The following is a 24,568-nucleotide window of genomic DNA, read 5'->3' on the forward strand; positions in this document are numbered from 1 at the left end:
TCCCCCGTCCGCTCACCAACTCACCCTCCCGTCGGGCGAGTTGACCTCGATGATCCGGAAGGACGAGGTTACTGTCCCGAACGGTTGCAGGCGATATCACAGGTCGCCGCAATCCGGGCGGTTCGCCGACCCCATACCCTGGGGGGAGAGGAACCCATCCGCATCAGGAGCACGACTTGTACTTCACCGACCGCGGCATCGAGGAACTGGAGAAGCGGCGCGGCGAGGAGGAGATCACCTTCGAGTGGCTCGCCGAGCAGCTGCGTACGTTCGTCGATCTGAACCCGGACTTCGAGGTCCCGGTCGAACGGCTGGCCACCTGGCTGGCGCGGCTGGACGACGAGGACGACGAGTAGCCTCCGGGCATCGACGGGGGCCCGGCGTCGGTCGGTCGTGTGGGTCCGGGCGTCAGCCAGTCGCGTGCGCCCCGGCGTCGGCCAGTCGCGTGCGCCCCGGCATCGGTCAAGCGCGTGCGTCCATCCGGTCGTACGCGAGTCCGAGCACTCCGTGGACGAGGAGCAGCGATCCCGCGACGACCCAGCCGGCGCTGCGGTGGCGTACGCCCCAGAGGGCGAGCGGCAGGCCTGTGGCCAGCTGGGCGGCTGAGAGTGCCCGGGCTTTCGGGCCCCGGAGCCAGGGGGCGATGCGGGTGTCGGCGACCACGTCGACCTGGTCGCGGACGGCATCGCGCCAGCCGGGCCATTCGATGTGCTGAACGTCCGGCTGACTGCGGGCGACCTCTCGCAGGCGGTGTGCCGCCTCGCCGGGAACGAGTCCGTCGGGAAGCGTCAGCCCCGCGCGCGTGAGGACCGCGATCAGGCCGAGCATGCGGGCACGCGCGTCGGCCTCCGTGTCGGTCCTGGTCAGTCCGTCGAGGGACTGCATGTCCAGCACCGGGTCGAGGCCGAGCCGGGCCGCGAAGGTGCGCATCGCCTCGTCCTGGCCGAGCGGTGTGCCGTTCGACAGCCACTCGTAGCCGACCGTGCGGCGGAATCCCGAGGCGAGGGTGTAGCCGCTGCGGTCGTCGTCCCACCACAGGGCGAGCGCCGGCCAGGGCGCCCCCACGGCGAGGGCTGCGGCCCAGCCCCCCACCACCCGGTCGACGGGCTCACCTCCGTGCAGCCACGGTGTGCCCTCCGGGACGAGCACGCTCCACTCCGGCCCCGCCTGGGCGAGCAGCATCCGCTCCCTGAGCAGCTGGGCGCCCGGTGCCACGGCGGCGGGCCCGGCCCGGCACAGCAGTACTGCTCCGGCGGCTCTGACGTGCGCGGGTTCGGCGTCGGAGGCAGCGGAGGGGTCGGGCGACATACCCACACGCTAGGGCACATACCGGCCAAACGGTGCACATACCCGAGCCGGGTATCGGTCCGCGGGCAGCGGGTTCCCCGGAACGAGTGCCATGAGTGTCTTGACTTTCCGTATCCGCGATATATCGTGTATCGGAGTAGACGCGATATGGCGCGTCCGTAGCCACACGCCTCAGCGCTTGGGCGCGGGGGCGACGTCGCTCCGTCCGAGGAGGCCGGTCCCATGCCCGAGTGGTCCGTCGCAGAGCCCAAGAAGCTCACGTTCGACGCCCCGGTGTCGGCGCTGCACGTGCGCATCGTCAACGGCACGGTGAACGTCGTCGGTACCGACGAAGCCGTGCTGGACCGCGAGGGCGGCGCTCGGCTCGAGGTGTCGGAGATAGAGGGTCCGCCGCTGGTCGTCACGCAGTCGGGCGGCACGCTCACCGTGGCGTACGAGGACCTGCCGTGGAAGGGCTTCCTCAAGTGGCTCGACCGCAAGGGCTGGCGGCGCAGCGCGGTGGTGTCGCTGGCCGTTCCGGCGGGGACGGCCGTCGAGGTCGGCGTCGTCGGCGCCGGAGCGGTCGTCACCGGGATCGAGGGACGCACGGAGGTCAAGGGCGTCACCGGCGACACCACGTTGCTCGGGCTCTCCGGCAGCACCCGGGCCGACACCGTCTCGGGCAACGTCGAGGCCCAGGCCGTCCGGGGCGACCTCCGCTTCAACTCCGTCTCCGGCGACCTGACGGTCGTCGAGGGCGCGGGTTCGTGCGTACGAGCCGATTCGGTCAGCGGCTCGATGATCGTGGACCTCGACCCGAAGGACGGCCCCACGGACGTCAGCCTCACGAGCGTGTCCGGCGAGATCGCGATCCGCCTGCCGCATCCGGCGGACGCGGAGGTCGAGGCGAACACGGCGAGCGGGACGCTGTCGAACGCCTTCGAGGACCTGCGGGTCACCGGCCAGTGGGGCGCGAAGAAGATCACCGGCCGGCTGGGCTCCGGCAACGGGAAGCTGAAGGCGACGACGGTGTCGGGCTCGATCGCGCTGCTGCGCAGGCCACCTGTCGAGGACGATCCGGCGGACGGACCCTTGGGCGGTCCACCCGCTGACACCCCGTCCCCTGATGTGCCGTCCCCGTCCGTTAACGGCCCGACCAGCGGCCCGACCGACAAGAAGGTGCTCTGACATGCCTCCCGTCTTCGCCCACGGCCGCCTGCGCCTGTACCTGCTGAAGCTGCTGGACGAGGCGCCCCGGCACGGCTATGAGGTGATCCGCCTCCTGGAGGAGCGCTTCCAGGGCCTCTACGCGCCTTCGGCGGGCACGGTGTACCCGCGCCTGGCGAAGCTGGAGGCCGAGGGCCTGGTCACGCACACCACGGAGGGCGGCCGCAAGGTCTACGCGATCACCGACGCGGGACGGGACGAACTGGCCGACCGCAGCGGCGAGCTGGCCGACCTCGAGCTGGAGATCCGCGAGTCGGTGGCGGAGCTCGCCGCCGAGATCCGCGCCGATGTGAGCGGAGCGGCGGGCGACCTGCGACGCGACATACGGGCGGCGGCACAGGAGGCCCGCAGCAAGTCGCGCGCCGGCACGGGGGCGAAGGGGTTCCCGGAGGCGTCTGACTACTTCGACGGGGCGTGGGGCGACAAGGAGGCGTGGCGCCAGGCCAAGGAGGACTTCAAGCGCGCCAAGCAGGAGTGGAGGGAGCAGGCACGGCGCGCGAAGGACGAGAGCCGCCGGGCCCGTGAGGAGGCCCAGCGGGCACGCCGCCAGGCCAAGGAGGCCCAGGAGAAGGCACACGCACAGGCTGCGGAGGAGTTCCAGCGCGTCGCCCAGCGCATACAGGACCAGGTACAGGACCACTTCTCGCGGGGTGACTGGCCGACAGGGGTACGCGAGGGTATCGCCGAACTGGCCAAGGAGTTCGGCGACTTCGGCAAGTACGTCGGGAGGGAGTCCGCCAAGGACGTCGGCGCCGGGGACCGCACAGGCGCCGCGGAACCGCGTCCGGCCGCTGAGGAGCCCGAGTTCCTGGGCGAGCAGGAGGGCTTCCCCGCCGACCTGGAGCCGGGCTGGGCCCATGAGCCCTCGACCGGCGACCCGGCACGCGACCTGGACCGCCTCCTGGACCGCTTCCGCGACGACATCCGCGACGCGGCCCGCGACCATGGCGTGACGGAGGAACAACTCCGTGACGCTCGCCGCCACTTGTCGACGGCGGCGGCCCATATCGGAGCGGTGCTGCGCACACCGAAGGCCTGAAGCCGAGGGTCAAGCGGGTCGCGGGGGAACCTCCGACCGCCTTACGGCGGACGCGGACGCTCCCCCGCGCCCCGGGCATCTGTCCAGGACTCCGGGGACCCGGCAGGCCAAGGGCCGAGGCCCGAGGGCCAAGGACCGAGGCCCGCGTGAGACGGGCGGGCCAAGGGCCGAGGCCCGAGTCAGACCGGCAGGACCGGGGCCGACAGGCCCGAGTCAGACCGGCGGGCCGAACCAGACCCGGCAGGCCGACATCAGGCCAAGGACAAGACGCCGCCCGGCCCCTCAGCTCGCCTTGGCCTCTCCCCCGCCGCCCAGCACCCGCTCCACCGCCCCGTACGTCACGCCGTGTTCGGCGAGCACCTCGGCGGCGATGCCGGGGCGGGCGATCAGGGCGAGCAGGATGTGTTCGTCGCCGATGGAGCGGTCACGGCGCCCGAGAGCGATGCGCAGGGACTTCTCCAGCGTGCTCTTGGCCTCCGGGCTGAAGGGACGGCGGCCCGTCCGCCGGCCCCGGTCCCGTCGCGCCCTCCCGTCCGTGTCGCCGGCCAGCGCACCCACCCCGTGGGCTTCCTCCACCCGGGACACGATCTCGGTCACGTCGATCCCGAGCCCCGCAAGCGCGTCCGCGTCGGCCAGCGACAGTCCGCCGCGCCGCCGCGCCTCGGCCAGGGAACGCTCGACAGACTCCCGGCGGCCCGCGACACCCAGCGAGGCGAGCGCGCACGAGGCCCGGCTCCCCTCCCGGTCGAGGAGGGCGAGCAGCAGATGCTCCTCGCCGACAGAGCCCGCATCCACCTGCTCGGCATGGTGAACCGCGTCCGCCACCACAGCGCGGGCATCCTTTGTAAACCGTTCGAACATCAGCGCCTCCCGTACTTCTTGTGCACGGCCTGCCTGCTTACGCCGAGCTCCGCGGCGATCTCCTGCCACGACCAGCCCTGATTGCGCGCACTGCGCACCTGAACCGCTTCGAGCTGCTCCAGCAGCCGCCGCAACGCGGCGACGGCCCGCAGCCCGACACGTGGATCGCGATCACCTGCACGCTCGGCGAGATCCGTTGCTTCGGTCATGCATGTCAACTTACATTGACAAACCCGGCCTGTCAACCATAGTTGACATCAGGCCGACGTGCAGTCGCCGCCTCAAAAAGGTCGGGTCCCCCCAGGGCAGTTGCCCTGGGGGGACCCGACCGGCCGTCAAGAGACGGTGTTCGACGAGCGCGCTCACACAGTGAGGACGATCTTCCCGAACTGCCCACCGGACTCCATCCGCTCGAAGCCCTCCCGGGCCCGGTCCAGCGGCAGCACCTCGTCGATCACCGGCCGCACACCCGTCGCAGCGCAGAACGCGAGCAGATCCTCCAGCTCGTCCTTCGTCCCCATCGTGGAGCCGACGACCTTGAGTTCCAGGAAGAAGATGCGGGTCAGCTCCGCATGCGAGGGGCGGTCGCCGCTCGTGGCGCCCGAGATGACCAGCGTGCCGCCCGGCCGCAGCGACTTGACGGAATGCGACCAGGTGGCCGCCCCGACCGTTTCGATCACCGCGTCCACCCGCTCCGGCAGCCGCGCCCCCGACTCGACCGCCTCCACGGCGCCCAGCTCCAGGGCGCGCTTGCGCTTGGCCTCGTCCCGGCTGGTGGCGAAGACGCGCAGCCCCGCGGCCTTGCCGAGCGCGATCGCCGCCGTCGCGACGCCGCCTCCGGCGCCCTGGACGAGGACCGAGTCACCCGGGCGTACGCCGGCATTGGTGAAGAGCATGCGGTACGCGGTGAGCCATGCGGTCGGCAGACAGGCGGCCTCCTCGAAGGACAGCTCCTTCGGCTTGGGAAGTACGTTCCAGGCGGGCACCGTGACCTGTTCGGCGAAGGTGCCCTGGTACTTCTCGGTGAGGATGGTCCGGGGCTCCTTCGGCCCGACCCCGTGGCCCGTCTGGCCGATGACGGAGTGCAGGACGACCTCGTTCCCGTCCTCGTCGATCCCGGCAGCGTCACAGCCGAGGATCATCGGCAGTTTGTCCTCGCTCAGACCCACCCCGCGCAGCGACCACAGGTCATGGTGGTTGAGGGAGGCGGCCTTGACGTTCACGGTCGTCCAGCCGGGCCGGGCCTCGGGGGCCGGGCGCTCCCCCAACTCCAGGCCGTCGAGTGGCTGGTCACGGTCAATGCGGGCGGCGTAGGCAGCGAACATGACCTTGACGATAGGGGGGAGCGGGGCGCTGCGATACGGGACGCGGGTGTGACACACGCCGCGCGCACGCTGTGACCCGCAGCCGGAGTGCGGCCCGCGCGGGTGGGTGGGCGGGCGAAACAACCGGCCCGCCCGGGGAAGGCCGAAGGCCGACCCGGGCGGGGCCGTAGTCCCGCTCAGCACAGAGCACTCGCCTAGCGGCGAGCAACGCCTTCAGCACGAGCAGCCGCGGCAACCGCCGCAGTGACCGCCGGAGCAACCCGCTCGTCGAACGGCGACGGAATCACGTAGTCGGCCGCAAGGTCGTCCCCGACGACCGCCGCCAGCGCCTCCGCGGCCGCGAGCTTCATGCCCTCGGTGATCCGGGACGCCCGGACCTGCAGCGCACCCGCGAAGATGCCCGGGAACGCGAGCACGTTGTTGATCTGGTTCGGGAAGTCGGAGCGCCCGGTCGCGACCACCGCCGCGTACCTGTGGGCGATGTCCGGGTGGACCTCCGGGTTCGGGTTGGCCATGGCGAACACGAACGCGCCCTCGGCCATCGACGCCACGGCCGGCTCCGGCACCGTACCGCCGGAGACGCCGATGAACACGTCGGCGCCGGACAGCGCGGCCTCCAGCGAGCCGCTGATCCCGGACTTGTTGGTGATCTCGGCGAGCTCCCGCTTGACCGGCGTGAGGTCGTCGCGGTCGCTGCTGACGATGCCCTTGCGGTCCGCGACCGCGACATCGCCGATGCCGGCCTCGAGGAGCATCTTCGCGATGGCGACACCTGCCGCACCGGCCCCCGAGATCACCGCGCGCAGATCACCGAGCGTCCGCCCGGTCAGCTTCGCCGCGTTCCGCAGGGCCGCGAGCGTGACGACCGCCGTGCCGTGCTGGTCGTCGTGGAAGACCGGAATGTCGAGCCGCTCCTGGAGCTTGCGCTCGATCTCGAAGCAGCGCGGCGCCGAGATGTCCTCGAGGTTGACACCGCCGAAGGAGGGGGCGAGCCGCACCACGGTGTCGACGATCTCGTCCGTGTCCGTGGTCGCGAGCGCGATGGGCACCGCGTCCACGCCGCCGAACTGCTTGAACAGAATGGCCTTGCCCTCCATCACGGGAAGGGAGGCCTCAGGGCCGATGTCTCCGAGGCCCAGCACGGCCGTTCCGTCCGTCACGACGGCGACGACGTTCGACTTCCACGTGTAGTCGTTGACGAGGTCCGGCTGTTCCGCGATGGCGCTGCACACCTTGGCGACGCCGGGCGTGTACGCGAGGGACAGGTCGTCCTTGTCGCGGACCGGCACGGTGGCCTGAACGGCCATCTTGCCGCCACGGTGCAGCGCGAACGCCGGGTCGAACGAATCGAGGGGCTCGCCCTCGCCTTCCTGACCCGCACTGCTGTCGCTGCGAGGATTGACGATCTCCGCTGCCACTTTGTTTTACCCCTTAAGTCTTCATGGGTTGAGGGTGACCACTCCTGGTTAGGGGTGGGCGGGCACCACGTATGCCCCGATTTCACCGATGCGTACGGGGTACATACGCGACGGGCGCGCCGCACACGCGCCCTTGGGCCCCGGATGAGGGGTGTAAAGAACCTTCTTACCTGACGCACCCCATCGTCGACGAGTCCATATCGTTGCGGTGACATGACTCATAGCCGGTTTTCTGGACAAGTCGATGACAGATCCGTGTAGGCCTCAAGCTCGCCACCACGTTGCGCCCACATGCTGAGATGCGCCGAAGATCCTCCGGCCGGAAGGGGGCGATCCCGCAGAAGGTCCGGCCAGGATGTGCCGCCCTCACGGGATTCGGAGTTCACCCGTTATCTGATTTTGACATGGGCGACGCCCTGAGGGGTCCGTACCAAATGGCAAGATGCCGTAATCACACGTGGTCGCGACACTCGATGGCGCGTGCCCGTCGACCGATCGGCAACGCCTTCACCCGGAGGAACCAACCATGACCGCAAGCTTCACCCGTCGCACGACCGCTGCCAGGTCCGCGAAGCCCCGGATCGCCGCGGTCGGCGCGATCGCGGTCGCAGGCGTACTGCTGCTGACGGGCTGTGGTGACCAGACCGAGAAGAGCGACTCGGGCAGCTCCTCGGCGAGCGCGGCCCCGCTGGCCGACAAGCTCCCCAAGGAGATCCGGGACAAGGGCGTCATCAAGGTCGGTTCCGACATCGCTTACGCACCGGTCGAGTTCAAGGACGATTCCGGCAAGACGGTCGGCATCGACCCCGACCTCGCGGACGCCATGGGCAAGCAGCTCGGCGTGAAGTTCGACTTCGAGAACGGCACGTTCGACACGCTGATCACCGGTCTGCGCTCCAAGCGGTACGACATCGCCATGTCGGCCATGACCGACACCAAGGACCGCCAGGAGGGTGTCGACTCCGACACCGGCAAGAAGGTCGGCGAGGGCGTGGACTTCGTCGACTACTTCAACGCGGGCGTCTCGATCTACACCCCGAAGGGCAAGACCCAGGGAATCAAGACCTGGGACGACCTGTGCGGCAAGAAGATCGTCGTCCAGCGCGGCACCGTCTCGCACGACCTGGCCAAGGCCCAGGCGAAGAAGTGCCCGCCCGGCAAGAAGCTGTCCATCGAGGCCTTCGACAACGACCAGCAGGCCCAGACCCGTCTGCGCTCCGGTGGCGCCGACGCCGGCTCCTCGGACTTCCCGGTCGCCGCGTACGCGGTGAAGACCTCGGGCGGCGGCAAGGACTTCGAGATCGTCGGCGAGCAGGTCGAGGCCGCTCCGTACGGCATCGCGGTGGCCAAGGGCAACACCGAGCTGCGGGACGCGCTGCAGGCGGCACTCGACGCGATCATCAAGAACGGCGAGTACGACAAGATCATCTCGAAGTGGGGCGTCACGGACGGCGCCGTCACCGAGGCCACCGTCAACGGCGGCAAGTGATCACGACGACGCGTCGTTGAAAGGCAACACCCGTGACTGTTGACATCGGCAAGACGGAAGGCCCGGAGGGCACCCCTCCGTCGCCGGCGGCCGGACCGGAGGCCATCAAGGCCATTCCGGTCCGCCACTACGGGCGGTGGATCTCCGCGGTCATCGCCATCGCACTGCTCGTCGCGATCATCTACGCGTTCGCGCAAGGCAAGATCAACTGGGGCGCCATCCCCGACTACTTCTTCGACGACCGCATCCTCAAGGGCGTCGGGCAGACCCTGCTGCTGACCGTCCTGTCGATGGTGATCGGCATCGTCGGGGGCATCCTGCTCGCGGTGATGCGCCTGTCGAAGAACCCGGTGACCTCGTCCATCGCGTGGTTCTACATCTGGTTCTTCCGCGGCACCCCGGTCCTGGTCCAGCTCGTGGTCTGGTTCAACCTCGGTCTGGTGTTCGAGTACATCAACCTCGGGCCGGTCTACAAGAACGAGTGGTCCGACTTCATGACGCCGTTGCTCACGGCGTTGCTCGGCCTCGGCCTGAACGAGGCCGCGTACATGGCGGAGATCTGCCGCGCGGGCCTGCTCTCTGTCGACGAGGGCCAGACCGAGGCGGCGCACGCGCTGGGCATGAGCCACGGCAGGACCCTGCGCCGGATCGTGGTCCCGCAGGCGATGCGCGTGATCGTGCCGCCCACGGGCAACGAGGTCATCAACATGCTGAAGACGACCTCGCTCGTGTCGGTGGTGCAGTTCTCCGAGCTGTTCCGCTATGCCCAGGACATCGGCCAGACCTCGGGTGCGCCGGTGGAGATGTACTTCCTCGCCGCCGCCTGGTACCTGATCCTGACCTCCGTCCTGAGCGTCGGCCAGTACTACATCGAGCGGTACTACGCACGCGGCTCCAGCCGCCAGCTGCCGCCCACCCCGTGGCAGAAGGTGAAGGCCCACGTGTTCTCCCTGTCGAGCCGGAAGGGGGTCACCGCATGACCGCCATGGTGAAGGCCGAGGGCGTCCACAAGTCCTTCGGCCACGTCGAGGTCCTCAAGGGCATCGACCTCGAGGTGAAGACCGGCGAGGTGTTCTGCCTCATCGGCCCGTCGGGCTCCGGCAAGTCGACCTTCCTGCGGTGCATCAACCACCTGGAGAAGATCAACGCCGGCCGGCTCTACGTAGACGGCGAGCTGGTCGGCTACCGCCAGCAGGGCGACAAGCTCTACGAGCTGCGCGACCGCGAGGTCGCCATGAAGCGCCGGGACATCGGCATGGTCTTCCAGCGCTTCAACCTGTTCCCGCACATGACGGCCCTCGAGAACGTCATCGAGGCGCCGGTGCAGGTCAAGGGCCTGAACAAGGCCCAGGCCAGGGAGCGTGCGAGGGAACTCCTGGACCGCGTCGGCCTCGCCGACAAGTCCGGGAACTACCCGTCCCAGCTCTCCGGCGGCCAGCAGCAGCGCGTCGCCATCGCCCGTGCGCTGGCGATGGACCCGAAGCTGATGCTCTTCGACGAGCCCACCTCGGCGCTCGACCCGGAGCTCGTCGGCGACGTCCTCGACGTCATGCGCGATCTCGCCGAGTCGGGCATGACGATGGTCGTCGTCACGCACGAGATGGGATTCGCGCGCGAGGTCGGCGACAGCCTCGTCTTCATGGACGGCGGCGTGGTCGTGGAATCCGGCAACCCGCGCGACGTCCTGACGAACCCGCAGCACGAGCGGACGCAGTCGTTCCTGTCGAAGGTGCTCTGACACCGGATCCGACGGCAGACACGACAAGGGGCGGTACGGGATCCTCGTACCGCCCCTTTCGCACATCCATCCGGTGCTACGGCAGCAGCTCGGGCTCCAGCGCCAGCTCCCGCAGCTGCGCCCGCGTCAGCGGGAACGTCTTCAGCACCGGGCCCGGGGAGCCCTGGCCGAGGAAGCCCGTCCAGTCACGGATGTTGAGGACCGTGCCGTCCTTGAAGACCACCCGCGCCTCCAGCTGGGTTCCGCTGTACCCCGGCTGGGCCCCCTTCTCTCCCGGCGTCTGCCAGATGGACAGCAGGGTGCCGCCGCTCACCTTCTCGTTGGTGCACTTCAGCACTGGCGGTGAGACGTTGCCGATGGTGCAGGGGTCGGGGTCGAGGTCCTGGACCTTCTTGTTCACGTGCACGGTGACGAATCCGACGCCCCCGTCCCGCGCGATGGTGTACTCCCCGTCGAAGGGCCCGACCTTCTTGGCCCCGAAGGGCTTCTTCGTGCCCTTCATCATCTGCCCCAGGGACACCTGCCGGACCGTGCCGACCCCCGCGGGCAGCAGCTTCTCGAAGCCGGACGCGTCGGTGCCGAGTCGGCCGGCGGTCGGGGACGCTGCCACGTCCGCCGGCTCGCCGCCCGGCAGCACGCCGGACCCCAGGACACCGCCCGCGGCCGCCGCCGCGACCACGCCGGTCACCGCCGCGCGCCGCCGCCACCGCAGCCTCGCGGCCCGCGCGAAGACGGCCTCGCTGCCGCGGCCGGCCGGCACCGGCACGTCGTCGACGGCCCGGCCGAGCAGCTCCCGCGCGATGTCGTTGTCGTTCATGCCTGTCATACGTGTTCCTCCCGCACCGCGGCCTTCAGCGCCGCGAGTCCCCTGGCCGTGTGGCTCTTGACCGTGCCCTCCCGCATCCCGAGCAGTTCGGCGGTGGCGGCCACGCTGAGGTCCTCCCAGTAACGCAGCACCAGCACCGCCCGCTGCTTGGGCGGGAGCCCTGCGAGAGCGGCCCGCACCATCAGCCCGGTGTCGCTGTCCGTCACCTGCCCCGGCACGTCGGGCAGTTCGCCGTACGCGTGCTCGCGCCGCCAGAACCGGCGGCGCGTCGCAATGAAGGTGTTGACCAGCGTCTTGCGCGCATAGGCCTCGAGGTTGTCCAGCCGCCCGTGTCTGCGCGCGCCGAGGACGACCTTCACCAGCGTCGTCTGGACGAGGTCCTCCGCCTCGTCGCGGTTGCCGCACAGCAGATATGCACTGCGGAACAGCGCTGTGCGCCTTCCCTCGACGAAGACGTGCAGAGCCGCTTGAGCGCCCCGCGTCATCCCACGCCCCTCTCTCCGGTTCCCCCGGTCCTCCGGGAACGGACCGTCTCACCTCTTCCAGTGCGGTGGGGGGCCTCACAGGACGCAGAAGAGGCGGTACGAATTTTCCGTACCGCCTCAACCGGGTTCCCGGGGTGCCTACTTCAGCGCGAGCACCAGCGCGTCAGAAGGCGAGCGCCACACCGCGCGTGCCTCCGCGAAGCCGTTTTCGCGCAGCACGCGCGCGTGCCAGTCCGCGGAGGGTGTCTCGCCGTCGGCGTGCTCACCGTAGATCTCGAAGCGCTTCGCGGTCGGCCCGGCCAGCACCGGGTCCTGGGCGGCGAGCGCCCACCATTCGGTCCAGTCGAGGGCGCCGGCTGCCTTGGCGCGGTCCATCTGCGCATGCCGGTGGGCGCGCTCCGCCGCGTTGATCCGCGGTGTGGACTCGTCGATCATGTGGTCCGCGTTCATGAAGACGCCGCCCTCGCGGACGAGGCCGGCGATCTGCCCGTAGAGCGCGGCGAGGGGCTCCTTGTGCAGCCAGTGGAGGGCGGTGGCGGTGAGGACCGCGTCGTATGCGGCGTACGGCAGGCTTGCCGTCCACTGCGGGTCCTTGAGGTCGGCGGTGACGAGGGAGACGCGGTCGTCGCCCGCGAAGGTGCCCTCGGCGATGGCGAGCAGCGCCGGGTCGAGGTCGACGCCGGTACTGACGGCCTTCGGGAACCTCTCGAGGAGCCGGCTCGTGATACTCCCCGTACCGCATGCGAGGTCCAGTACGCGCGGCTCGGGGCCGACCGTCGCCTCCACCATGTCCAGCATCACCCGGAACCGCTCCTCGCGGTCCGGCATGTACCACTCCTGCTGCCGGTCCCAGCTCTCCTGCCAGGCACGCCAGTCGGCACCGGCCGTGGTCTCCGTCATCCCAGCCCCTCCCGTGCGTAATACCCTCGACGCATGCGCAGCTGTTACTCACGTGCTCCTGAAGATAGAATGCTCCCGTAAGGACTACAAGTGGAACTCGCCTATTACTCGGACTACGCCGTGCGCCTGGTCAACAGCGAGGAGCCTGCTCGGGGCAAGGACTCGCTGACCTCTGTGGAGGCCGTCCGGGACCTCTTCGGCGTCAACTCGTCCGCGGCCCGGCGCACCACGGACGCTGACGTGACGCGCTTCCGCTCCGTACGGGCGCGGCTGCGGGCGGTCTTCGAGGCGGCGGACGGCGGCGACGAGACGCTGGCCGTCGACCTGCTGAACTCGCTGCTCCTGGAGTTCCCGGTGAGCCCTCAGATCTCCGGGCACGACTACCGGGACGACGACGGCCGCCCCCTGTGGCACATGCACCTCGCCGACCACCCGTCGAACGCGACCGCCGGCTATGCGGCGATCGCCGCGATGGGGCTCGCCTTCCACCTCACGTCGTACGGCGTCGACCGCCTCGGCCTGTGCCAGGCGGCGCCGTGCCGCAACGCCTACCTCGACACGTCCACGAACCGCTCACGGCGCTACTGCTCGGACCGTTGCGCGACCCGGGCCAATGTGGCGGCCTACCGCGCCCGCAAGCGCTTGGAGGCCGACCGGTCGGACAGCACGGGCCGCAGCGCGGAGAAGGCCCACGAGAGCGCCGCGGCGACGGACCGCTGACCCTCGCCCTGCTCCCGGCTGCGCGGCCGGAAGCGCGCGCGCACCGTCGCGAGGACGAGCTCGTCGGGCACGGCCCCGTAGACCGTGCTGTCGCCGCCCGGCGAGTACGGGTTGTCGCCGAGCACCCACCAGCCGTCGTCGCGGCGCTCGACCGCCCGCTTGACGACCAGCAGGTCCTGCTGGAACGGATGCCGCAGAATCACCACGGCGCCCGGCCGTACCCGGGCGCCGTACTGGACCAGCATCCAGTCCCCCGGGTTGAGTGTGGGCACCATCGACGGCCCGTCCACCTCGATCAGTTGGAACGGCACGCGTGCCTCCCGCCCCTCCACTGCCGTCTCAGGCATCAGCAACCTCCCGGTCCCGCTCGGCTTACGTTCCCGTTGCGTTCCGGTTCTATCGTTCACCAGTCCCAGTCTGGCCCCGGACTTTTGTCCTAAGCCCATGGGGGCACTCGCGATATCCCGTCTTCCACGGAGTAATGTCCCACCTGAGAAGACGATCACGAGGAAGGACAGCATCCATGCTCTCCCGCCTGTTTGCCCCCAAGCTGAAGGCCAGTGCGCACTGCGACCTGCCCTGCGGTGTCTACGACCCGGCCCAGGCCCGCATCGAGGCGGAGTCGGTCAAGGCCGTTCAGGAGAAGATGGCCGCGAACGACGACCCGCACTTCCAGGCCCGCGCCACTGTCATCAAGGAGCAGCGCGCCGAGCTGGCCAAGCACCACGTCTCGGTGCTGTGGAGCGACTACTTCAAGCCCCCGCACTTCGAGAAGTACCCGGAGCTGCACCAGCTGGTGAACGACGCCCTGAAGGCCCTCTCGGCCGCCAAGGCGTCGACGGACCCGGCCACCGGCCAGAAGGCGCTGGACTACATCGCCCAGATCGACAAGATCTTCTGGGAGACCAAGAAGGCCTGACCTTCGCTCCCCCTCTTGCTCGGGCGGCAGCATTGCCGCCACGCATCGACAGCACCCGGCGACCGCGCGGAGCCGGGTGCTGTCGGCGTTCCTGACCTTCGTACGTCCCGTAGAGGACCCCTCGCGCGCGGGGAAGTTGGCTGCGGTGCGGGCAGCTCAGCTCGACGATCACACTCCCGGCTGCCCAGGCTCGTTCCCCGGCTGGCGCGGAGGACACTCCGTCCGGTCCTCGCGCGGGCCGACCCGCCCGCTGCGGGGGCGGACGGCGCCCATCTGGTCGGCCAGGCCTTCCATGTCGCCCAGACCCACCGACTCCGGCCGGTCGTGCGTGTGAACGTCGCTGCCGTGCGCTCCCCGGGCCTCTGAGCCGTAGACCGCCTCCACCGGCTTCCCGGAGGCCGGGCAGCCCGGATCACGGCACGGTCCAGGCCCCCACACGGGGGCGAAAATGCCCAGAGTCTTTCGTCTGTGAATGACCGTGCCGACGGGCTGTCCGCAGACGGGGCACACATACGCCTCGTCCCGCGGGCGGCGGCCGGACCGGCGCCCTTCGATGCCCATGCCTCCACCATAGGGCGGTCCGCACGGCCCGGCCCGGGAAGCGATCAGGTCCGAAGCCCGAAAGTCCCGGACCCCATAGCGGGCGTCAGCCCACCACGGGCGCCGTCTGCGGCTCGCGCCACATCGGCCACATGTGCGGGCCGTCCGGCAGCTCGACCGGGCGCCCGGTGAACGTGAAACCCAGGCGCTCGTACAGCCGGCGGCTGCGGGCGTTGCTCGCCTCCAGGTAGGCGGGGAGCCCCTCACGGTCGCAGGCTTCGAGGACGGACTCGATGAGCGCGGTGCCGTGCCCTTCACCCTGGTGCTCGGGCTTCACCGCTATCAGCAAGAGATACTCGTGGCTGCGGCCGGTCGGGTGAACGGCCCCGGTCAGCCTGCCGACCAGTTCGACCCGTCCGTTGTCCGGGTCGACGGCCTCCCGCATCTGCGCGGGACCGTCTTCGTCGTCCTCGTGGTCCCCGGGTTCGCCCGCGGGCACGGAGAGCCACAGCGCGGCGGCCCTGCCGTCCTCGGTGAGGTCGACGCGCCCCTCGCTCAGCACGAGGTCGAGAAAGGCGGCCATCAGCTTGTGGTGGGTGCGGCGGCGATGGTCCGCGTCGGGGAAGACCCAGCAGCTGACCGGGTCGTCCTGGAACGCCTCGTCCAGCAGCCGGATCACGGCCTCCCGGTCGCTCCCGACGGCCCTCCGGATCGCCACGCCCATGCCCCGACCCGCCCTTCGTCTCGTCCTCACGGCAGTCACTCCGGCCCGTCGGAGCCACCCTCAACACGCCTTCGCACAAGGCCGGTTGCAGCCTAGGCGATGCAGTTCATGCGCATGGCCGTGCCCCGTACACCGGCTGGATCACGCCGTACACAGGGCCCGTCCGCACGGGACGTCACCGCCAGCGGCCGATCTCCACGTTCTCGAGGACGCCCAGGGCGTCGGGCACCAGCACGGCCGCCGAGTAGTACGTCGTGACCAGGTAGGAGATGATCGCCTGCTCGCTGATGCCCATGAACCGCACGGACAGACTGGGCTCGATCTCATCCGGAATGCCCGGCTGATACAGACCGATGACGCCCTGCTCATCCTCGCCCGTACGCATGCAGATGATCGAGGTCGTCCTGGCCTCGGTCACCGGGATCTTGTTGCAGGGGAAGATCGGCACACCGCGCCAGGTGGGGATCCGGTTGCCACCGACGTCGACGCTCTCGGGCACCAGGCCGCGCTTGTTGCACTCGCGGCCGAACGCCGCGATCGCGCGCGGGTGGGCGAGGAAGAATCTGGATCCGCGCCTGCGGCTGAGCAGTTCGTCCATGTCGTCCGGGCTGGGCACACCGTCGTGCGGCTGCAGCCGCTGGTCGTACTCGCAGTTGTGGAGCAGGCCGAACTCCCGGTGGTTGATGAGTTCGTGCTCCTGGCGCTCCTTCAGCGCCTCGACGGTCAGCCGCAGCTGCTGCTCCGTCTGGTTCATCGGCTGGTTGTAGAGATCGGCCACACGCGTGTGAATGCGCAGCACGGTCTGCGCGACACTCAGTTCGTACTCCCGCGGCGCCGGTTCGTAGTCGACGTACGTGCCGGGCAGCACCGCCTCGCCCTCGTGGCCCGCGGAGAGGTCGATGGACGCCTCTCCGTACTTGTTGGTGCGCTGCCGCGGCAGGGAGCGGAGCCGCCGGAGGTGCTCCCGCAGCGAGTCGGTGCGCTCGGCGACCTGCTCGAGCTCCTGACGGGACAGGGTCAGCACAGTGCACGCCGTCACCGCGCGGGCCGTGTACTCCCACATCGCGTCGGGTGCGAGGAGCGCCTGCTCCCCGAAGTATGCCCCGTCGGCGAGGACGCCGAGGACGGCGTCGTCGCCGTAAGGACCGGTGCCGATCTTCTCGACCTTGCCGTGCGCCAGCAGGAACACCTCGTCGGTCGCGCTGCCGAAGGAGGCAAGGACCTCTCCCGGGGCGAACTCCCGCTGCCTGCATCGCCGGGCGAGCTCGCCGAGCCCCTCCAGGTCCTCGTACGCCCGCAGGACGGGGAGCTCGCCGAGCTCTGCGGGGATGACCTGCACGCGGTCACCGGTCTTCACGAACGTCACCCGGCCGTCGCCGACGGAGTAGCTCAGCCGGCGGTTCACACGGTACGTACCACCCTGCACGTTCACCCACGGCAGCATGCGCAGCAGCCAGCGCGAGCTGATCTCCTGCATCTGCGGTGCGGACTTGGTGGTGGTGGCCAGGTTCCGCGCGGCCGCCGTGCCGAGACTCTGCTGCGACCTGGTCTGCCCCACGACCTCTTCGCCTACCGACATGACTTGTGCCCTCCCGAGGGTGCGCCGACCTGCACTGACCTGCGCACACCAGGCTTTCATCACGGAGCGTATCGCTACCATTACACAAAAGAGCGGGAATGGATCACCGTGAACGGGGCACGCTGGTCGCTTCCGCCGGCCCGGGCTTCGAGTGCGACAGCCGGGGGACGTGCTTCTCGCGTGGGTCGGCGGACAATGGTCCGGTGACCAGCCCCGACAGTGCCGCCGCAGGCGCCGCCGCACGCGGCGCGGCCGCAGCGGACCCCGCGGCCCTGCAGCCGCTGCTGCCGTCGCCACTGCAGGCGATCGACGACGAACGCCTCACGCGCCGCGGGCTGCGGCTGCTCCTCAAGCGGGACGACCTGATCCACCCGGACCTGATCGGCAACAAGTGGCGCAAGCTGGAGCCGAGCCTGAGCGCGGCCGCGGCCCGGACGATCGTGACCTTCGGCGGCGCCTACTCCAACCACCTCCGTGCCACCGCCGCGGCAGGCCGACTGCTGGACCTGCCCACGATCGGCGTGGTCCGGGGGCACGAACTGGCCGGCCGGCCCCTCAATCCGTCCCTGGCCCAGTGCGCGGCCGACGGCATGCGTCTGCATTTCGTCGACAGATCGACGTACCGGCGCAAGAACGAACCGGACGTCCTGGCCGGGATCCTGCACGGCATCGGCGTCCACGCCGGCAACGGCACCGGCGACGTCGGCGCCGAGACCGCGTACGTCGTCCCCGAGGGAGGAAGCAACTCCCTCGCCGTGCGCAGCTGCACGGCCCTCGGCCGGGAACTTCGCGGCCACGCCGACGTGGTCGCCGTCGCCTGCGGCACCGGGGGCACCCTCGCCGGGCTGGCCGCCGGACTCGGATCCGGACAGCGCGCGCTGGGCATCCCCGTACTCAAGGGCGGATTCCTGGCGGAGGAGATACGCGCGCTGCAGGAACAGGCCTTCGGCGGCCCGCGCGGCGACTGGTCGCTCGACGACCGTTTCCACTTCGGCGGTTACGCCCGCACCGCCCCCGAACTCGAAGCCTTCGCCCGTGACTTCGAGGACCGCCACGGAGCGCCCGTCGAACGCCTCTACGTCGCCAAGATGCTGTACGGATTCCTGGCCCTCGCCGAAGAGGGAGCCTTCGCTCCGGGCACCACGCTGGCCGCCGTCATCACCGGCCGCCCTTTCCCCGACCGGATCCGCGACGCGGCCACGACAAGACCCGCGAACAGCCCGTGACCGAGCGACGACAGCACGGCGCGGCGCAGCCGTCCCCGCGCGGATCCCGCCCCGCCGGGCAGGTCCCTCCGCTTCCCCGTTGCTTTCCGCGCGAGCGTCGTAACCTTGCCACCATGAACGAGCACCTGCACGTCGCAGAGCTCCCGCCTCCCGAGCCGGCGGCGCTGCCGACGCGTCCCCTCGAGCCCGGTGAAAGCCGACGCCGGCGCGCTACGGACGGGGTGCTCGCCTGAAGTGGATCAGGACGGTTCGACCGTCCAGGGCCTGGGTACGTCAACCCGGCGCGCGCTGTTCCCAATTGGGCCCGCAGACCCCTAGCCACTGTCCGTACTCATGGGCTTACTATGAGTGACAGCAGGGGAGGAGGTCATCGGGACAGGGAACTTGGAGGCGCGGTAGCGTCACCGCTGAACCATGTACCGCGTTACTCCGGGGGGCCACCCTCGGCCCCCGGAAAGCTTGGAATCACCTTGGAGGTGAGGGTGTCCCAGATCGCAGGCGAGCCCGCAACCCAGGACTTCGTGGAAGTCCGGCTGCCGGCTGCGGGTGCCTACCTGTCGGTGCTGCGGACGGCCACGGCCGGCCTCGCGGCGCGCTTGGACTTCACCCTGGACGAGATCGAGGACCTCCGCATCGCGGTCGACGAGGCCTGCGCGATCCTGCTGCAGCAGGCCGTGCCCGGCTCCGTGCTCAGCTGCGTCTTCCGGCTCGTGGACGACTCGCTCGAGGTGACGGTCTCCGCTCCGACCACCGACGGACGGGCCCCCGAGCGGGACACCTTCGCCTGGACGGTGCTGTCGGCCCTGGCCGGGAAGGTCGACTCCTCGGTCTCCGACGACAAGACCGTTGCGATCAGCCTCTACAAACAGCGCGGCGCGGGACCCGGGCCGGCGTGAGGAACGGGGACGGACCGGTGCGGGACGAAGAGCGCGGCATCCGGGGCCTTCCGGGCGACGACACCGGCAGCCGGGGCAGGAAGCCGGCCGAGGAGCGAGCGGTACCGGCGGAGCCGGCGCGCGCACCGGGGACCGGCATCCCCGAGCAGCAGGCCCGGCCGCATCCCGAGGACGACTCCTTCGCCGACGGCACGCCGGCGGACGGCTTCCCCGCGGCGGTGGATACCGCGGCGGGCGCGTCGGAGCGGGTGGAGCCCATCGACGAGGACGAGCGCGAGGCGCTCTCCGGCCGGGACGGCGGGACGGGGGTACCTCCCGGCGGCAGCCGGGGGAGGGCAGGTCACATGAGCGAGCACGGGCACGAGGCCGCGCGGGGCGCGCAGGGCACAGCGCACATCCGGCACGATCCGCACGACCGCAGCGGAGCGCGGGTGATGTTCGTCGAGCTGCGCAAGCTCCCCGAGGGCTCGCCCGAGTACGCGGAACTGCGCAACCAGCTGGTCCGCATGCACCTGCCGCTCGTCGAGCACCTCGCCCGCCGCTTCCGCAACCGCGGCGAACCGCTGGACGACCTCACCCAGGTCGCCACGATCGGCCTGATCAAGTCCGTGGACCGCTTCGACCCGGAGCGCGGCGTGGAGTTCTCCACGTATGCGACCCCCACGGTCGTGGGCGAGATCAAGCGGCACTTCCGCGACAAGGGCTGGGCGGTACGGGTCCCGAGGCGGCTGCAGGAGCTGCGGCTGTCGCTGACGACGGCCACCGCCGAGCTCTCCCAGCTGCACGGCCGCTCCCCCACGGTGCACGAGCTCGCCGAGAAGCTGGCCATCTCCGAGGAGGAGGTGCTGGAGGGCCTGGAGTCGGCCAACGCGTACTCCACGCTGTCGCTGGACGTCCCGGACACCGACGACGAGTCTCCCGCGGTCGCCGACACGCTGGGCGCGGAGGACGAGGCGCTGGAGGGCGTCGAATACCGCGAGTCGCTCAAGCCGCTCCTGGAGGACCTGCCGCCCCGCGAGAAGCGGATCCTGCTGCTGCGCTTCTTCGGCAACATGACCCAGTCGCAGATCGCGCAGGAGGTCGGCATCTCCCAGATGCACGTGTCGCGGCTGCTGGCCCGCACGCTGGCTCAGCTGCGGGAGAAGCTGCTCGTGGAGGAGTAGGCGGAGTAGCCGAGCAGGCGAGCAGGCCGGGGATCGGGCGGGCCTTGCGGGGACCGTTCCCGAACCCCCGGCCGACGGCTCGCCTACTTCTCCTTCTCCGGCTGCTTCGGCTCCTGCCCGCGGCCGGGCCCCCGGATGCCGAGCGCCCGGGTCGTCGCCGGGTTCACCAGCAGGACCAGGGCGGTCACCGCCACGACGCCGAGCGCGATCCCGGCGGGGATCGCCAGGCTGTCGGCCTGCAGCAGCGTCCATGCCACGGGCAGCGCCATGATCTGTGTGATGATCGCCGGCCCCCGGCTCCAGCTGCGCTGGCGCAGCAGCCCGCGCGCCGCGAGCAGCGGCAGCAGCGCGAGGACGATGAGCGTGACCCCGCCGGTCACCGCCTGCTCGACACTGTCCGCGTCACCCGCGAACCCCCTGACGAGCAGATACGCACCGGCGGCGACGAGCGCCACGCCCTCCAGTGCGGCCAGCACCGCCGCGGCGGTCAGCCGTCCCGGGCGGGGCCCTGCCTCGGTGACGTCGGGAGTGGGGGTCTGTCCTGAGCTCACCCCAGCAGGTTAGCTCCGCGCGCCGATGGCCCGGCCCCCGGTACCGGGCACCGGTCTGGGTTTCAGTACCACCCGGTAGGTACTCTCTTTCGCATGCGTGCACTCCTCGTGGTCAATCCGGCGGCAACAACCACCAGTGCACGGACACGTGATGTGCTGATCCACGCACTGGCGAGCGAGATGAAGCTCGAGGCGGTCACCACGGAGTACCGCGGGCACGCCCGGGACGTCGGCCGGCAGGCCGCGGAGAGCACGGACATCGACCTGGTCGTCGCCCTCGGCGGCGACGGCACGGTCAACGAGGTCGTCAACGGACTGCTGCACCACGGCCCCGACCCGGACCGCCTCCCCCGCCTCGCCGTCGTGCCCGGCGGATCCACCAACGTCTTCGCGCGCGCCCTGGGCCTGCCGAACGACGCCGTGGAGGCCACCGGCGCGCTGCTCGACGCGCTGCGCGAGGGCAGCGAGCGCACGGTGGGCCTGGGCCTTGCGGCGGGCACTCCCGGGACCCCGGACGAGGCCGTCCCCGGCCGCTGGTTCACGTTCTGCGCGGGTCTCGGCTTCGACGCGAGCGTGATCGGCAGGGTGGAGCAGCAGCGGGAAGCGGGCAGGCGCTCGACCCATGCCCTGTATCTGCGCCAGGTGGTGCGCCAGTTCCTCGACGAGCCGCACCGCCGGCACGGCATGATCACGCTGGAGCGGCCCGGCGAGGACCCGGTGACGGATCTTGTGCTGTCGATAGTCTGCAACACCTCGCCATGGACGTATCTGGGCAACCGCCCGGTCTACGCCTCACCGAAAGCTTCGTTCGACACCGGTCTGGACGTACTCGGACTGAGCAAGCTCTCCACAGGCGCGGTCGCCCGGTATGCCACGCAATTGCTTACTTCGTCCCCCGAGCGCGGACCCCAGGGCAAGCACGCGGTCACGCTCCACGACCTGACGGACTTCACCTTGCATTCGAAGGTCCCACTGCCCCTCCAGATGGACGGCGACCACCTGGGACTGCGCACGAGCGTGACGTTCACAGGCGTACGCCGTGCACTGCGTGTGATTGTGTGAGCGGAAGGGCCTAAAGTCCTTTCACTCGAACGTTTAGGCAGCGATCCACCCCATGGAAGTACGGCTGTGATCTAGTCGACACCAAGGAATCAAAAAAAACTTCTCGTAGGGGGTTGTATCCGCCGCCGAGGTTTGCGAATCTCTACATGGCGCTCGAGACGGTCGCACCACAGGCCCCACAGAGAGCCCGAACCCCTCCTCAATCAACAGGACCACGCCAGGAACCTGGCGGTAGGCCCTTCACTTGTTGAGGGATTCGTGAAAGCGTTCACATTCACAAGCAACCTGCACGTAATACCAAGAGAGGTAGCAGCCATGGACTGGCGTCACAACGCCGTTTGCCGCGAGGAAGACCCCGAGCTGTTCTTCCCCATCGGCAACACCGGTCCTGCGCTGCTGCAGATCGAGGAAGCCAAGGCCGTCTGCCGTCGCTGCCCCGTTGTGGAGCAGTGCCTGCAGTGGGCGCTCGAGTCCGGCCAGGACTCCGGCGTCTGGGGTGGCCTCAGCGAGGACGAGCGTCGCGCTATGAAGCGCCGCGCCGCTCGCAACCGGGCGCGCCAGGCCAGCGCCTGACGCCCACGCCCCGTACGAGCCTCGGCCCGGCGGCGCGTACAGCGAGTACGCATCTCCCGCCCCCGAGCCGCAGCGCGCAGTATCACCGCTCCCCCCAGGCCCCGCCCGGGTGGTGCCCCGAAGCAGCGTGAAGTGAGCCCCGGACCGATTCGGTCCGGGGCTCACTGCTGTGTACTGGCGCGAGCGGCTCCGGTCCGGTTGTTTCCCGGGCCGGCCCGGCTACTTCTCGTCGCGGCTGCCCGCCCTGTTCGGCTCAGCACGGCTGCTTCTCGCGCGGACCGGGATGTCCAGGATCACCTGAGTGCCGCAGTCGGGGGCGGGGACCATGTCGAAGGTCCCGCCGAGCTCCCCCTCGACCAGGGTGCGGACGATCTGCAGCCCCAGGTTTCCGGACCGCTGCGGATCGAAGCCCTCGGGCAGCCCCACGCCGTTGTCCTGGACGGTGATCAGCAGCCGGGACTCGCGTGCGGTGCCGCCGCGTACCGCCGAGACCTCGACCGTGCCGTGATCGCCCGGACGGAACCCGTGCTCCAGGGCGTTCTGCAGGACCTCGGTGAGGACCATGGACAGCGGGGTCGCGACCTCGGCGTCCAGGATCCCGAAGCGGCCGGTACGGCGGCCGGTGACCTTGCCGGGTGAGATCTCCGCGACCATCGCCAGCACACGGTCGGCGATCTCGTCGAACTCCACGCGCTCGTCGAGGTTCTGGGAGAGGGTCTCGTGGACGATGGCGATGGAGCCGACCCTGCGCACAGCCTCCTCCAGTGCCTCGCGGCCCCGCTCGGACTCGATGCGGCGGGCCTGCAGGCGCAGCAGGGCTGCGACGGTCTGCAGGTTGTTCTTCACCCGATGGTGGATCTCCCGGATGGTCGCGTCCTTGGTCATCAGCTCGCGCTCGCGGCGGCGCAGTTCGGTGACGTCGCGGAGCAGGACCAGCGAGCCGATGCGGGTGCCCTTGGGCTTGAGCGGGATGGCCCGGACCTGGATGACGCCGTCGTTGCCCTCGATCTCGAACTCGCGGGGCGCCCAGCCGCTGGCGACCTTGGACAGGGCCTCGTCCACGGGGCGGCGGGACGGGGCGAGTTCGGCGGTGGTCGTGCCGAGGTGGTGGCCGACGAGGTCGACGGCGAGACCGAGGCGGTGGTACGCGGACAGGGCGTTCGGCGAGGCGTACTGGACGATGCCGTCCGCGTCGAGCCGGATGAGGCCGTCGCCCACGCGCGGCGAGGCGTCCATGTCGACCTGCTGGTCGGGGAACGGGAAGGTCCCGGCGGCGATCATCTGGGCCAGGTCGGATGCGCTCTGGAGGTAGGTGAGTTCGAGGCGGGACGGGGTGCGGACCGTGAGCAGGTTGGTGTTGCGGGCGATGACGCCGAGGACGCGGCCCTCCCGGCGTACGGGGATGGACTCGACCCGTACCGGCACCTCCTCGCGCCACTCCGGGTCGCCCTCGCGGACGATGCGGCCCTCGTCGAGAGCGGCGTCCAGCAGGGGGCGGCGGCCGCGCGGGACCAGGTGGCCGACCATGTCGTCCTGGTAGGACGTGGGGCCCGTGTTGGGCCGCATCTGGGCCACCGACACATAGCGGGTGCCGTCCCGGGTGGGCACCCACAGGACGAGGTCGGCGAAGGAGAGGTCGGAGAGCAGCTGCCACTCCGAGACCAGCAGATGCAGCCACTCGAGATCCGTGTCGGAGAGGGCTGTGTGCTGGCGTACAAGCTCGTTCATGGAGGGCACGTCTGCGAGCGTACCTGGCCGGTCGGGCGCCCAGGACCCGCGCCCGGCGGGCCCGGATACACCCGCGGGCCGCGGCGCTGGAAGGGACCCTCAACCCTCCCGGCACCGCAGCCCGGAGCAATACCGGCCGGCGGGTGTGCGGTCCCGGACGGCCGAGGATGAGGAGCCGGAGCAGTCAGGGCAGAGAGCCCGGTTCCTCGGTCCGCCATCCTGTGCGGGGAGGGCGGAGGTTCAATGCGCATTCTGGACTAGACCACAATCGGATGTCCATGCGTTGGGGAAT

The 24,568-nt window shown here is 70.2% G+C and carries 26 protein-coding genes; 13 read left to right on the top strand and 13 right to left on the bottom strand.

Translation table 11 applies throughout. The annotated features are described in order from the left end of the window. Nucleotides 1–176 precede the first annotated feature (176 nt). Nucleotides 177–356, top strand: a complete 180-nt coding sequence (locus ACWD4J_RS04635; protein ID WP_028420339.1) for a DUF6104 family protein — start codon at nucleotides 177–179, stop codon at nucleotides 354–356. A gap of 106 nt (nucleotides 357–462) precedes the next feature. Here ACWD4J_RS04635 and ACWD4J_RS04640 read toward each other — a convergent pair whose 3' ends face one another. Continuing rightward, on the bottom strand, nucleotides 463–1,308 hold the full coding sequence (locus ACWD4J_RS04640) for a hypothetical protein (protein WP_451393822.1): 846 nt from the start codon (nucleotides 1,306–1,308) through the stop codon (nucleotides 463–465). A gap of 222 nt (nucleotides 1,309–1,530) precedes the next feature. Here ACWD4J_RS04640 and ACWD4J_RS04645 point away from each other — a divergent pair, with 222 nt between their 5' ends. Together ACWD4J_RS04645 and ACWD4J_RS04650 are read left to right on the top strand one after the other, a co-directional pair. After that, nucleotides 1,531–2,475: a DUF4097 family beta strand repeat-containing protein gene (locus ACWD4J_RS04645; protein ID WP_451393823.1), complete on the top strand. Its 945-nt coding sequence runs from the start codon at nucleotides 1,531–1,533 to the stop codon at nucleotides 2,473–2,475. 1 nt (nucleotide 2,476) lies between these two features. Continuing rightward, nucleotides 2,477–3,553, top strand: a complete 1,077-nt coding sequence (locus ACWD4J_RS04650) for a helix-turn-helix transcriptional regulator (protein ID WP_451393824.1) — start codon at nucleotides 2,477–2,479, stop codon at nucleotides 3,551–3,553. A gap of 282 nt (nucleotides 3,554–3,835) precedes the next feature. On the opposite strand, the gene ACWD4J_RS04655 is transcribed toward ACWD4J_RS04650, so the two are convergent. From ACWD4J_RS04655 to ACWD4J_RS04670, 4 genes are all read right to left on the bottom strand, one after another. After that, on the bottom strand, nucleotides 3,836–4,414 hold the full coding sequence (locus ACWD4J_RS04655; protein WP_451393825.1) for a Clp protease N-terminal domain-containing protein: 579 nt from the start codon (nucleotides 4,412–4,414) through the stop codon (nucleotides 3,836–3,838). Further along, nucleotides 4,414–4,623, bottom strand: a complete 210-nt coding sequence (locus ACWD4J_RS04660) for a helix-turn-helix domain-containing protein (protein ID WP_003997975.1) — start codon at nucleotides 4,621–4,623, stop codon at nucleotides 4,414–4,416. The genes ACWD4J_RS04655 and ACWD4J_RS04660 overlap by 1 nt, the downstream gene beginning before the upstream one ends. A 153-nt stretch (nucleotides 4,624–4,776) precedes the next feature. Further along, entirely contained in the window at nucleotides 4,777–5,739 is a 963-nt protein-coding gene (locus tag ACWD4J_RS04665; protein ID WP_451393826.1) for a zinc-binding dehydrogenase, read from the bottom strand. 194 nt (nucleotides 5,740–5,933) lie between these two features. After that, nucleotides 5,934–7,157 carry an NAD(P)-dependent malic enzyme gene (locus tag ACWD4J_RS04670; RefSeq protein WP_451393827.1) on the bottom strand — a complete coding sequence of 408 codons (1,224 nt, stop codon included), beginning with the start codon at nucleotides 7,155–7,157 and terminating at the stop codon, nucleotides 5,934–5,936. Between the two features lie 526 nt (nucleotides 7,158–7,683). Here ACWD4J_RS04670 and ACWD4J_RS04675 point away from each other — a divergent pair. From ACWD4J_RS04675 to ACWD4J_RS04685, 3 genes are read left to right on the top strand one after another with little or no spacing between them, the layout of a single operon-like run. Beyond that, complete coding sequence (locus ACWD4J_RS04675) at nucleotides 7,684–8,646, top strand: ABC transporter substrate-binding protein (protein WP_451393828.1); 963 nt, start codon at nucleotides 7,684–7,686, stop codon at nucleotides 8,644–8,646. 32 nt (nucleotides 8,647–8,678) lie between these two features. Then, nucleotides 8,679–9,626, top strand: coding sequence for an amino acid ABC transporter permease (locus ACWD4J_RS04680; RefSeq protein WP_451393829.1), 948 nt, complete (start codon nucleotides 8,679–8,681; stop codon nucleotides 9,624–9,626). Beyond that, on the top strand, nucleotides 9,623–10,384 hold the full coding sequence (locus tag ACWD4J_RS04685; RefSeq protein WP_451393830.1) for an amino acid ABC transporter ATP-binding protein: 762 nt from the start codon (nucleotides 9,623–9,625) through the stop codon (nucleotides 10,382–10,384). The genes ACWD4J_RS04680 and ACWD4J_RS04685 overlap by 4 nt, the downstream gene beginning before the upstream one ends. 76 nt (nucleotides 10,385–10,460) lie before the next feature. Here the strand turns inward: ACWD4J_RS04685 and ACWD4J_RS04690 are convergent, their stop codons facing one another. From ACWD4J_RS04690 to ACWD4J_RS04700, 3 genes are all read right to left on the bottom strand, one after another. Continuing rightward, the gene (locus tag ACWD4J_RS04690; protein WP_451393831.1) at nucleotides 10,461–11,210 is read right to left on the bottom strand and encodes a hypothetical protein; all 750 of its coding nucleotides are present in this window, start codon (nucleotides 11,208–11,210) and stop codon (nucleotides 10,461–10,463) included. Beyond that, nucleotides 11,207–11,695, bottom strand: a complete 489-nt coding sequence (locus ACWD4J_RS04695; RefSeq protein ID WP_451393832.1) for a SigE family RNA polymerase sigma factor — start codon at nucleotides 11,693–11,695, stop codon at nucleotides 11,207–11,209. The genes ACWD4J_RS04690 and ACWD4J_RS04695 overlap by 4 nt, the downstream gene beginning before the upstream one ends. Before the next feature lie 138 nt (nucleotides 11,696–11,833). Further along, complete coding sequence (locus tag ACWD4J_RS04700) at nucleotides 11,834–12,595, bottom strand: class I SAM-dependent methyltransferase (protein ID WP_451393833.1); 762 nt, start codon at nucleotides 12,593–12,595, stop codon at nucleotides 11,834–11,836. Between the two features lie 90 nt (nucleotides 12,596–12,685). Between ACWD4J_RS04700 and ACWD4J_RS04705 the strand changes: the two genes are divergently transcribed. Beyond that, nucleotides 12,686–13,315, top strand: coding sequence for a CGNR zinc finger domain-containing protein (locus tag ACWD4J_RS04705; protein ID WP_451393834.1), 630 nt, complete (start codon nucleotides 12,686–12,688; stop codon nucleotides 13,313–13,315). Here the strand turns inward: ACWD4J_RS04705 and sodX are convergent. After that, the gene (gene sodX / locus ACWD4J_RS04710; protein WP_451393835.1) at nucleotides 13,219–13,662 is read right to left on the bottom strand and encodes a nickel-type superoxide dismutase maturation protease; all 444 of its coding nucleotides are present in this window, start codon (nucleotides 13,660–13,662) and stop codon (nucleotides 13,219–13,221) included. The genes ACWD4J_RS04705 and sodX overlap by 97 nt on opposite strands. Before the next feature lie 176 nt (nucleotides 13,663–13,838). On the opposite strand from sodX, the gene sodN reads away from it, so the two are divergent. Beyond that, entirely contained in the window at nucleotides 13,839–14,234 is a 396-nt protein-coding gene (gene sodN, locus ACWD4J_RS04715) for a superoxide dismutase, Ni (RefSeq protein ID WP_181655426.1), read from the top strand. A 646-nt stretch (nucleotides 14,235–14,880) separates the two neighbouring features. On the opposite strand, the gene ACWD4J_RS04720 is transcribed toward sodN, so the two are convergent. Together ACWD4J_RS04720 and ACWD4J_RS04725 are read right to left on the bottom strand one after the other, a co-directional pair. Further along, entirely contained in the window at nucleotides 14,881–15,498 is a 618-nt protein-coding gene (locus tag ACWD4J_RS04720; RefSeq protein WP_451393836.1) for a GNAT family N-acetyltransferase, read from the bottom strand. 175 nt (nucleotides 15,499–15,673) lie between these two features. Then, nucleotides 15,674–17,077: a family 2B encapsulin nanocompartment shell protein gene (locus tag ACWD4J_RS04725; RefSeq protein WP_451393837.1), complete on the bottom strand. Its 1,404-nt coding sequence runs from the start codon at nucleotides 17,075–17,077 to the stop codon at nucleotides 15,674–15,676. A 203-nt stretch (nucleotides 17,078–17,280) separates the two neighbouring features. Between ACWD4J_RS04725 and ACWD4J_RS04730 the strand changes: the two genes are divergently transcribed. The 3 genes from ACWD4J_RS04730 (at nucleotide 17,281) to ACWD4J_RS04740 (ending at nucleotide 20,362) form a co-directional block, all read left to right on the top strand. Then, nucleotides 17,281–18,303, top strand: coding sequence for a 1-aminocyclopropane-1-carboxylate deaminase/D-cysteine desulfhydrase (locus tag ACWD4J_RS04730; protein WP_451393838.1), 1,023 nt, complete (start codon nucleotides 17,281–17,283; stop codon nucleotides 18,301–18,303). Nucleotides 18,304–18,785: 482 nt separating this feature from the next. Continuing rightward, nucleotides 18,786–19,199 carry an anti-sigma regulatory factor gene (locus ACWD4J_RS04735; protein ID WP_451393839.1) on the top strand — a complete coding sequence of 138 codons (414 nt, stop codon included), beginning with the start codon at nucleotides 18,786–18,788 and terminating at the stop codon, nucleotides 19,197–19,199. Beyond that, nucleotides 19,196–20,362 (top strand): RNA polymerase sigma factor SigF, encoded by a 1,167-nt coding sequence (locus ACWD4J_RS04740; RefSeq protein ID WP_451393840.1) that lies wholly within the window; start codon nucleotides 19,196–19,198, stop codon nucleotides 20,360–20,362. The genes ACWD4J_RS04735 and ACWD4J_RS04740 overlap by 4 nt, the downstream gene beginning before the upstream one ends. A gap of 83 nt (nucleotides 20,363–20,445) precedes the next feature. On the opposite strand, the gene ACWD4J_RS04745 is transcribed toward ACWD4J_RS04740, so the two are convergent. Further along, nucleotides 20,446–20,913 (bottom strand): hypothetical protein, encoded by a 468-nt coding sequence (locus tag ACWD4J_RS04745; RefSeq protein WP_451393841.1) that lies wholly within the window; start codon nucleotides 20,911–20,913, stop codon nucleotides 20,446–20,448. A gap of 93 nt (nucleotides 20,914–21,006) precedes the next feature. Between ACWD4J_RS04745 and ACWD4J_RS04750 the strand changes: the two genes are divergently transcribed. Both ACWD4J_RS04750 and ACWD4J_RS04755 read left to right on the top strand, forming a co-directional pair. Then, nucleotides 21,007–21,975: a diacylglycerol/lipid kinase family protein gene (locus ACWD4J_RS04750; protein ID WP_451393842.1), complete on the top strand. Its 969-nt coding sequence runs from the start codon at nucleotides 21,007–21,009 to the stop codon at nucleotides 21,973–21,975. Between the two features lie 315 nt (nucleotides 21,976–22,290). Beyond that, a complete protein-coding gene (locus ACWD4J_RS04755) occupies nucleotides 22,291–22,548 on the top strand; it encodes a WhiB family transcriptional regulator (RefSeq protein ID WP_040248489.1) in 258 nt (85 codons plus the stop codon). A 219-nt stretch (nucleotides 22,549–22,767) separates the two neighbouring features. Here the strand turns inward: ACWD4J_RS04755 and ACWD4J_RS04760 are convergent, their stop codons facing one another. Then, nucleotides 22,768–24,276: a sensor histidine kinase gene (locus ACWD4J_RS04760; RefSeq protein ID WP_451393843.1), complete on the bottom strand. Its 1,509-nt coding sequence runs from the start codon at nucleotides 24,274–24,276 to the stop codon at nucleotides 22,768–22,770. Nucleotides 24,277–24,568: the final 292 nt, after the last annotated feature.

It is taken from the genome of Streptomyces sp. NPDC002577 (assembly GCF_053594815.1).

Excerpts from the sequence above, each read along its gene's own strand:
- sodN (WP_181655426.1), top strand. The coding sequence starts at position 13,839 with ATGCTCTCCCGCCTGTTTGCCCCCAAGCTGAAGGCCAGTGCGCACTGC.
- ACWD4J_RS04760 (WP_451393843.1), bottom strand. The coding sequence starts at position 24,276 with ATGAACGAGCTTGTACGCCAGCACACAGCCCTCTCCGACACGGATCTC.
- ACWD4J_RS04750 (WP_451393842.1), top strand. The coding sequence starts at position 21,007 with ATGCGTGCACTCCTCGTGGTCAATCCGGCGGCAACAACCACCAGTGCA.
- ACWD4J_RS04700 (WP_451393833.1), bottom strand. The coding sequence starts at position 12,595 with ATGACGGAGACCACGGCCGGTGCCGACTGGCGTGCCTGGCAGGAGAGC.
- ACWD4J_RS04720 (WP_451393836.1), bottom strand. The coding sequence starts at position 15,498 with ATGGGCGTGGCGATCCGGAGGGCCGTCGGGAGCGACCGGGAGGCCGTG.
- ACWD4J_RS04755 (WP_040248489.1), top strand. The coding sequence starts at position 22,291 with ATGGACTGGCGTCACAACGCCGTTTGCCGCGAGGAAGACCCCGAGCTG.
- ACWD4J_RS04665 (WP_451393826.1), bottom strand. The coding sequence starts at position 5,739 with ATGTTCGCTGCCTACGCCGCCCGCATTGACCGTGACCAGCCACTCGAC.
- ACWD4J_RS04695 (WP_451393832.1), bottom strand. The coding sequence starts at position 11,695 with ATGACGCGGGGCGCTCAAGCGGCTCTGCACGTCTTCGTCGAGGGAAGG.
- ACWD4J_RS04725 (WP_451393837.1), bottom strand. The coding sequence starts at position 17,077 with ATGTCGGTAGGCGAAGAGGTCGTGGGGCAGACCAGGTCGCAGCAGAGT.
- sodX (WP_451393835.1), bottom strand. The coding sequence starts at position 13,662 with ATGCCTGAGACGGCAGTGGAGGGGCGGGAGGCACGCGTGCCGTTCCAA.
- ACWD4J_RS04675 (WP_451393828.1), top strand. The coding sequence starts at position 7,684 with ATGACCGCAAGCTTCACCCGTCGCACGACCGCTGCCAGGTCCGCGAAG.
- ACWD4J_RS04640 (WP_451393822.1), bottom strand. The coding sequence starts at position 1,308 with ATGTCGCCCGACCCCTCCGCTGCCTCCGACGCCGAACCCGCGCACGTC.
- ACWD4J_RS04690 (WP_451393831.1), bottom strand. The coding sequence starts at position 11,210 with ATGACAGGCATGAACGACAACGACATCGCGCGGGAGCTGCTCGGCCGG.
- ACWD4J_RS04685 (WP_451393830.1), top strand. The coding sequence starts at position 9,623 with ATGACCGCCATGGTGAAGGCCGAGGGCGTCCACAAGTCCTTCGGCCAC.
- ACWD4J_RS04655 (WP_451393825.1), bottom strand. The coding sequence starts at position 4,414 with ATGTTCGAACGGTTTACAAAGGATGCCCGCGCTGTGGTGGCGGACGCG.
- ACWD4J_RS04660 (WP_003997975.1), bottom strand. The coding sequence starts at position 4,623 with ATGACCGAAGCAACGGATCTCGCCGAGCGTGCAGGTGATCGCGATCCA.
- ACWD4J_RS04645 (WP_451393823.1), top strand. The coding sequence starts at position 1,531 with ATGCCCGAGTGGTCCGTCGCAGAGCCCAAGAAGCTCACGTTCGACGCC.
- ACWD4J_RS04650 (WP_451393824.1), top strand. The coding sequence starts at position 2,477 with ATGCCTCCCGTCTTCGCCCACGGCCGCCTGCGCCTGTACCTGCTGAAG.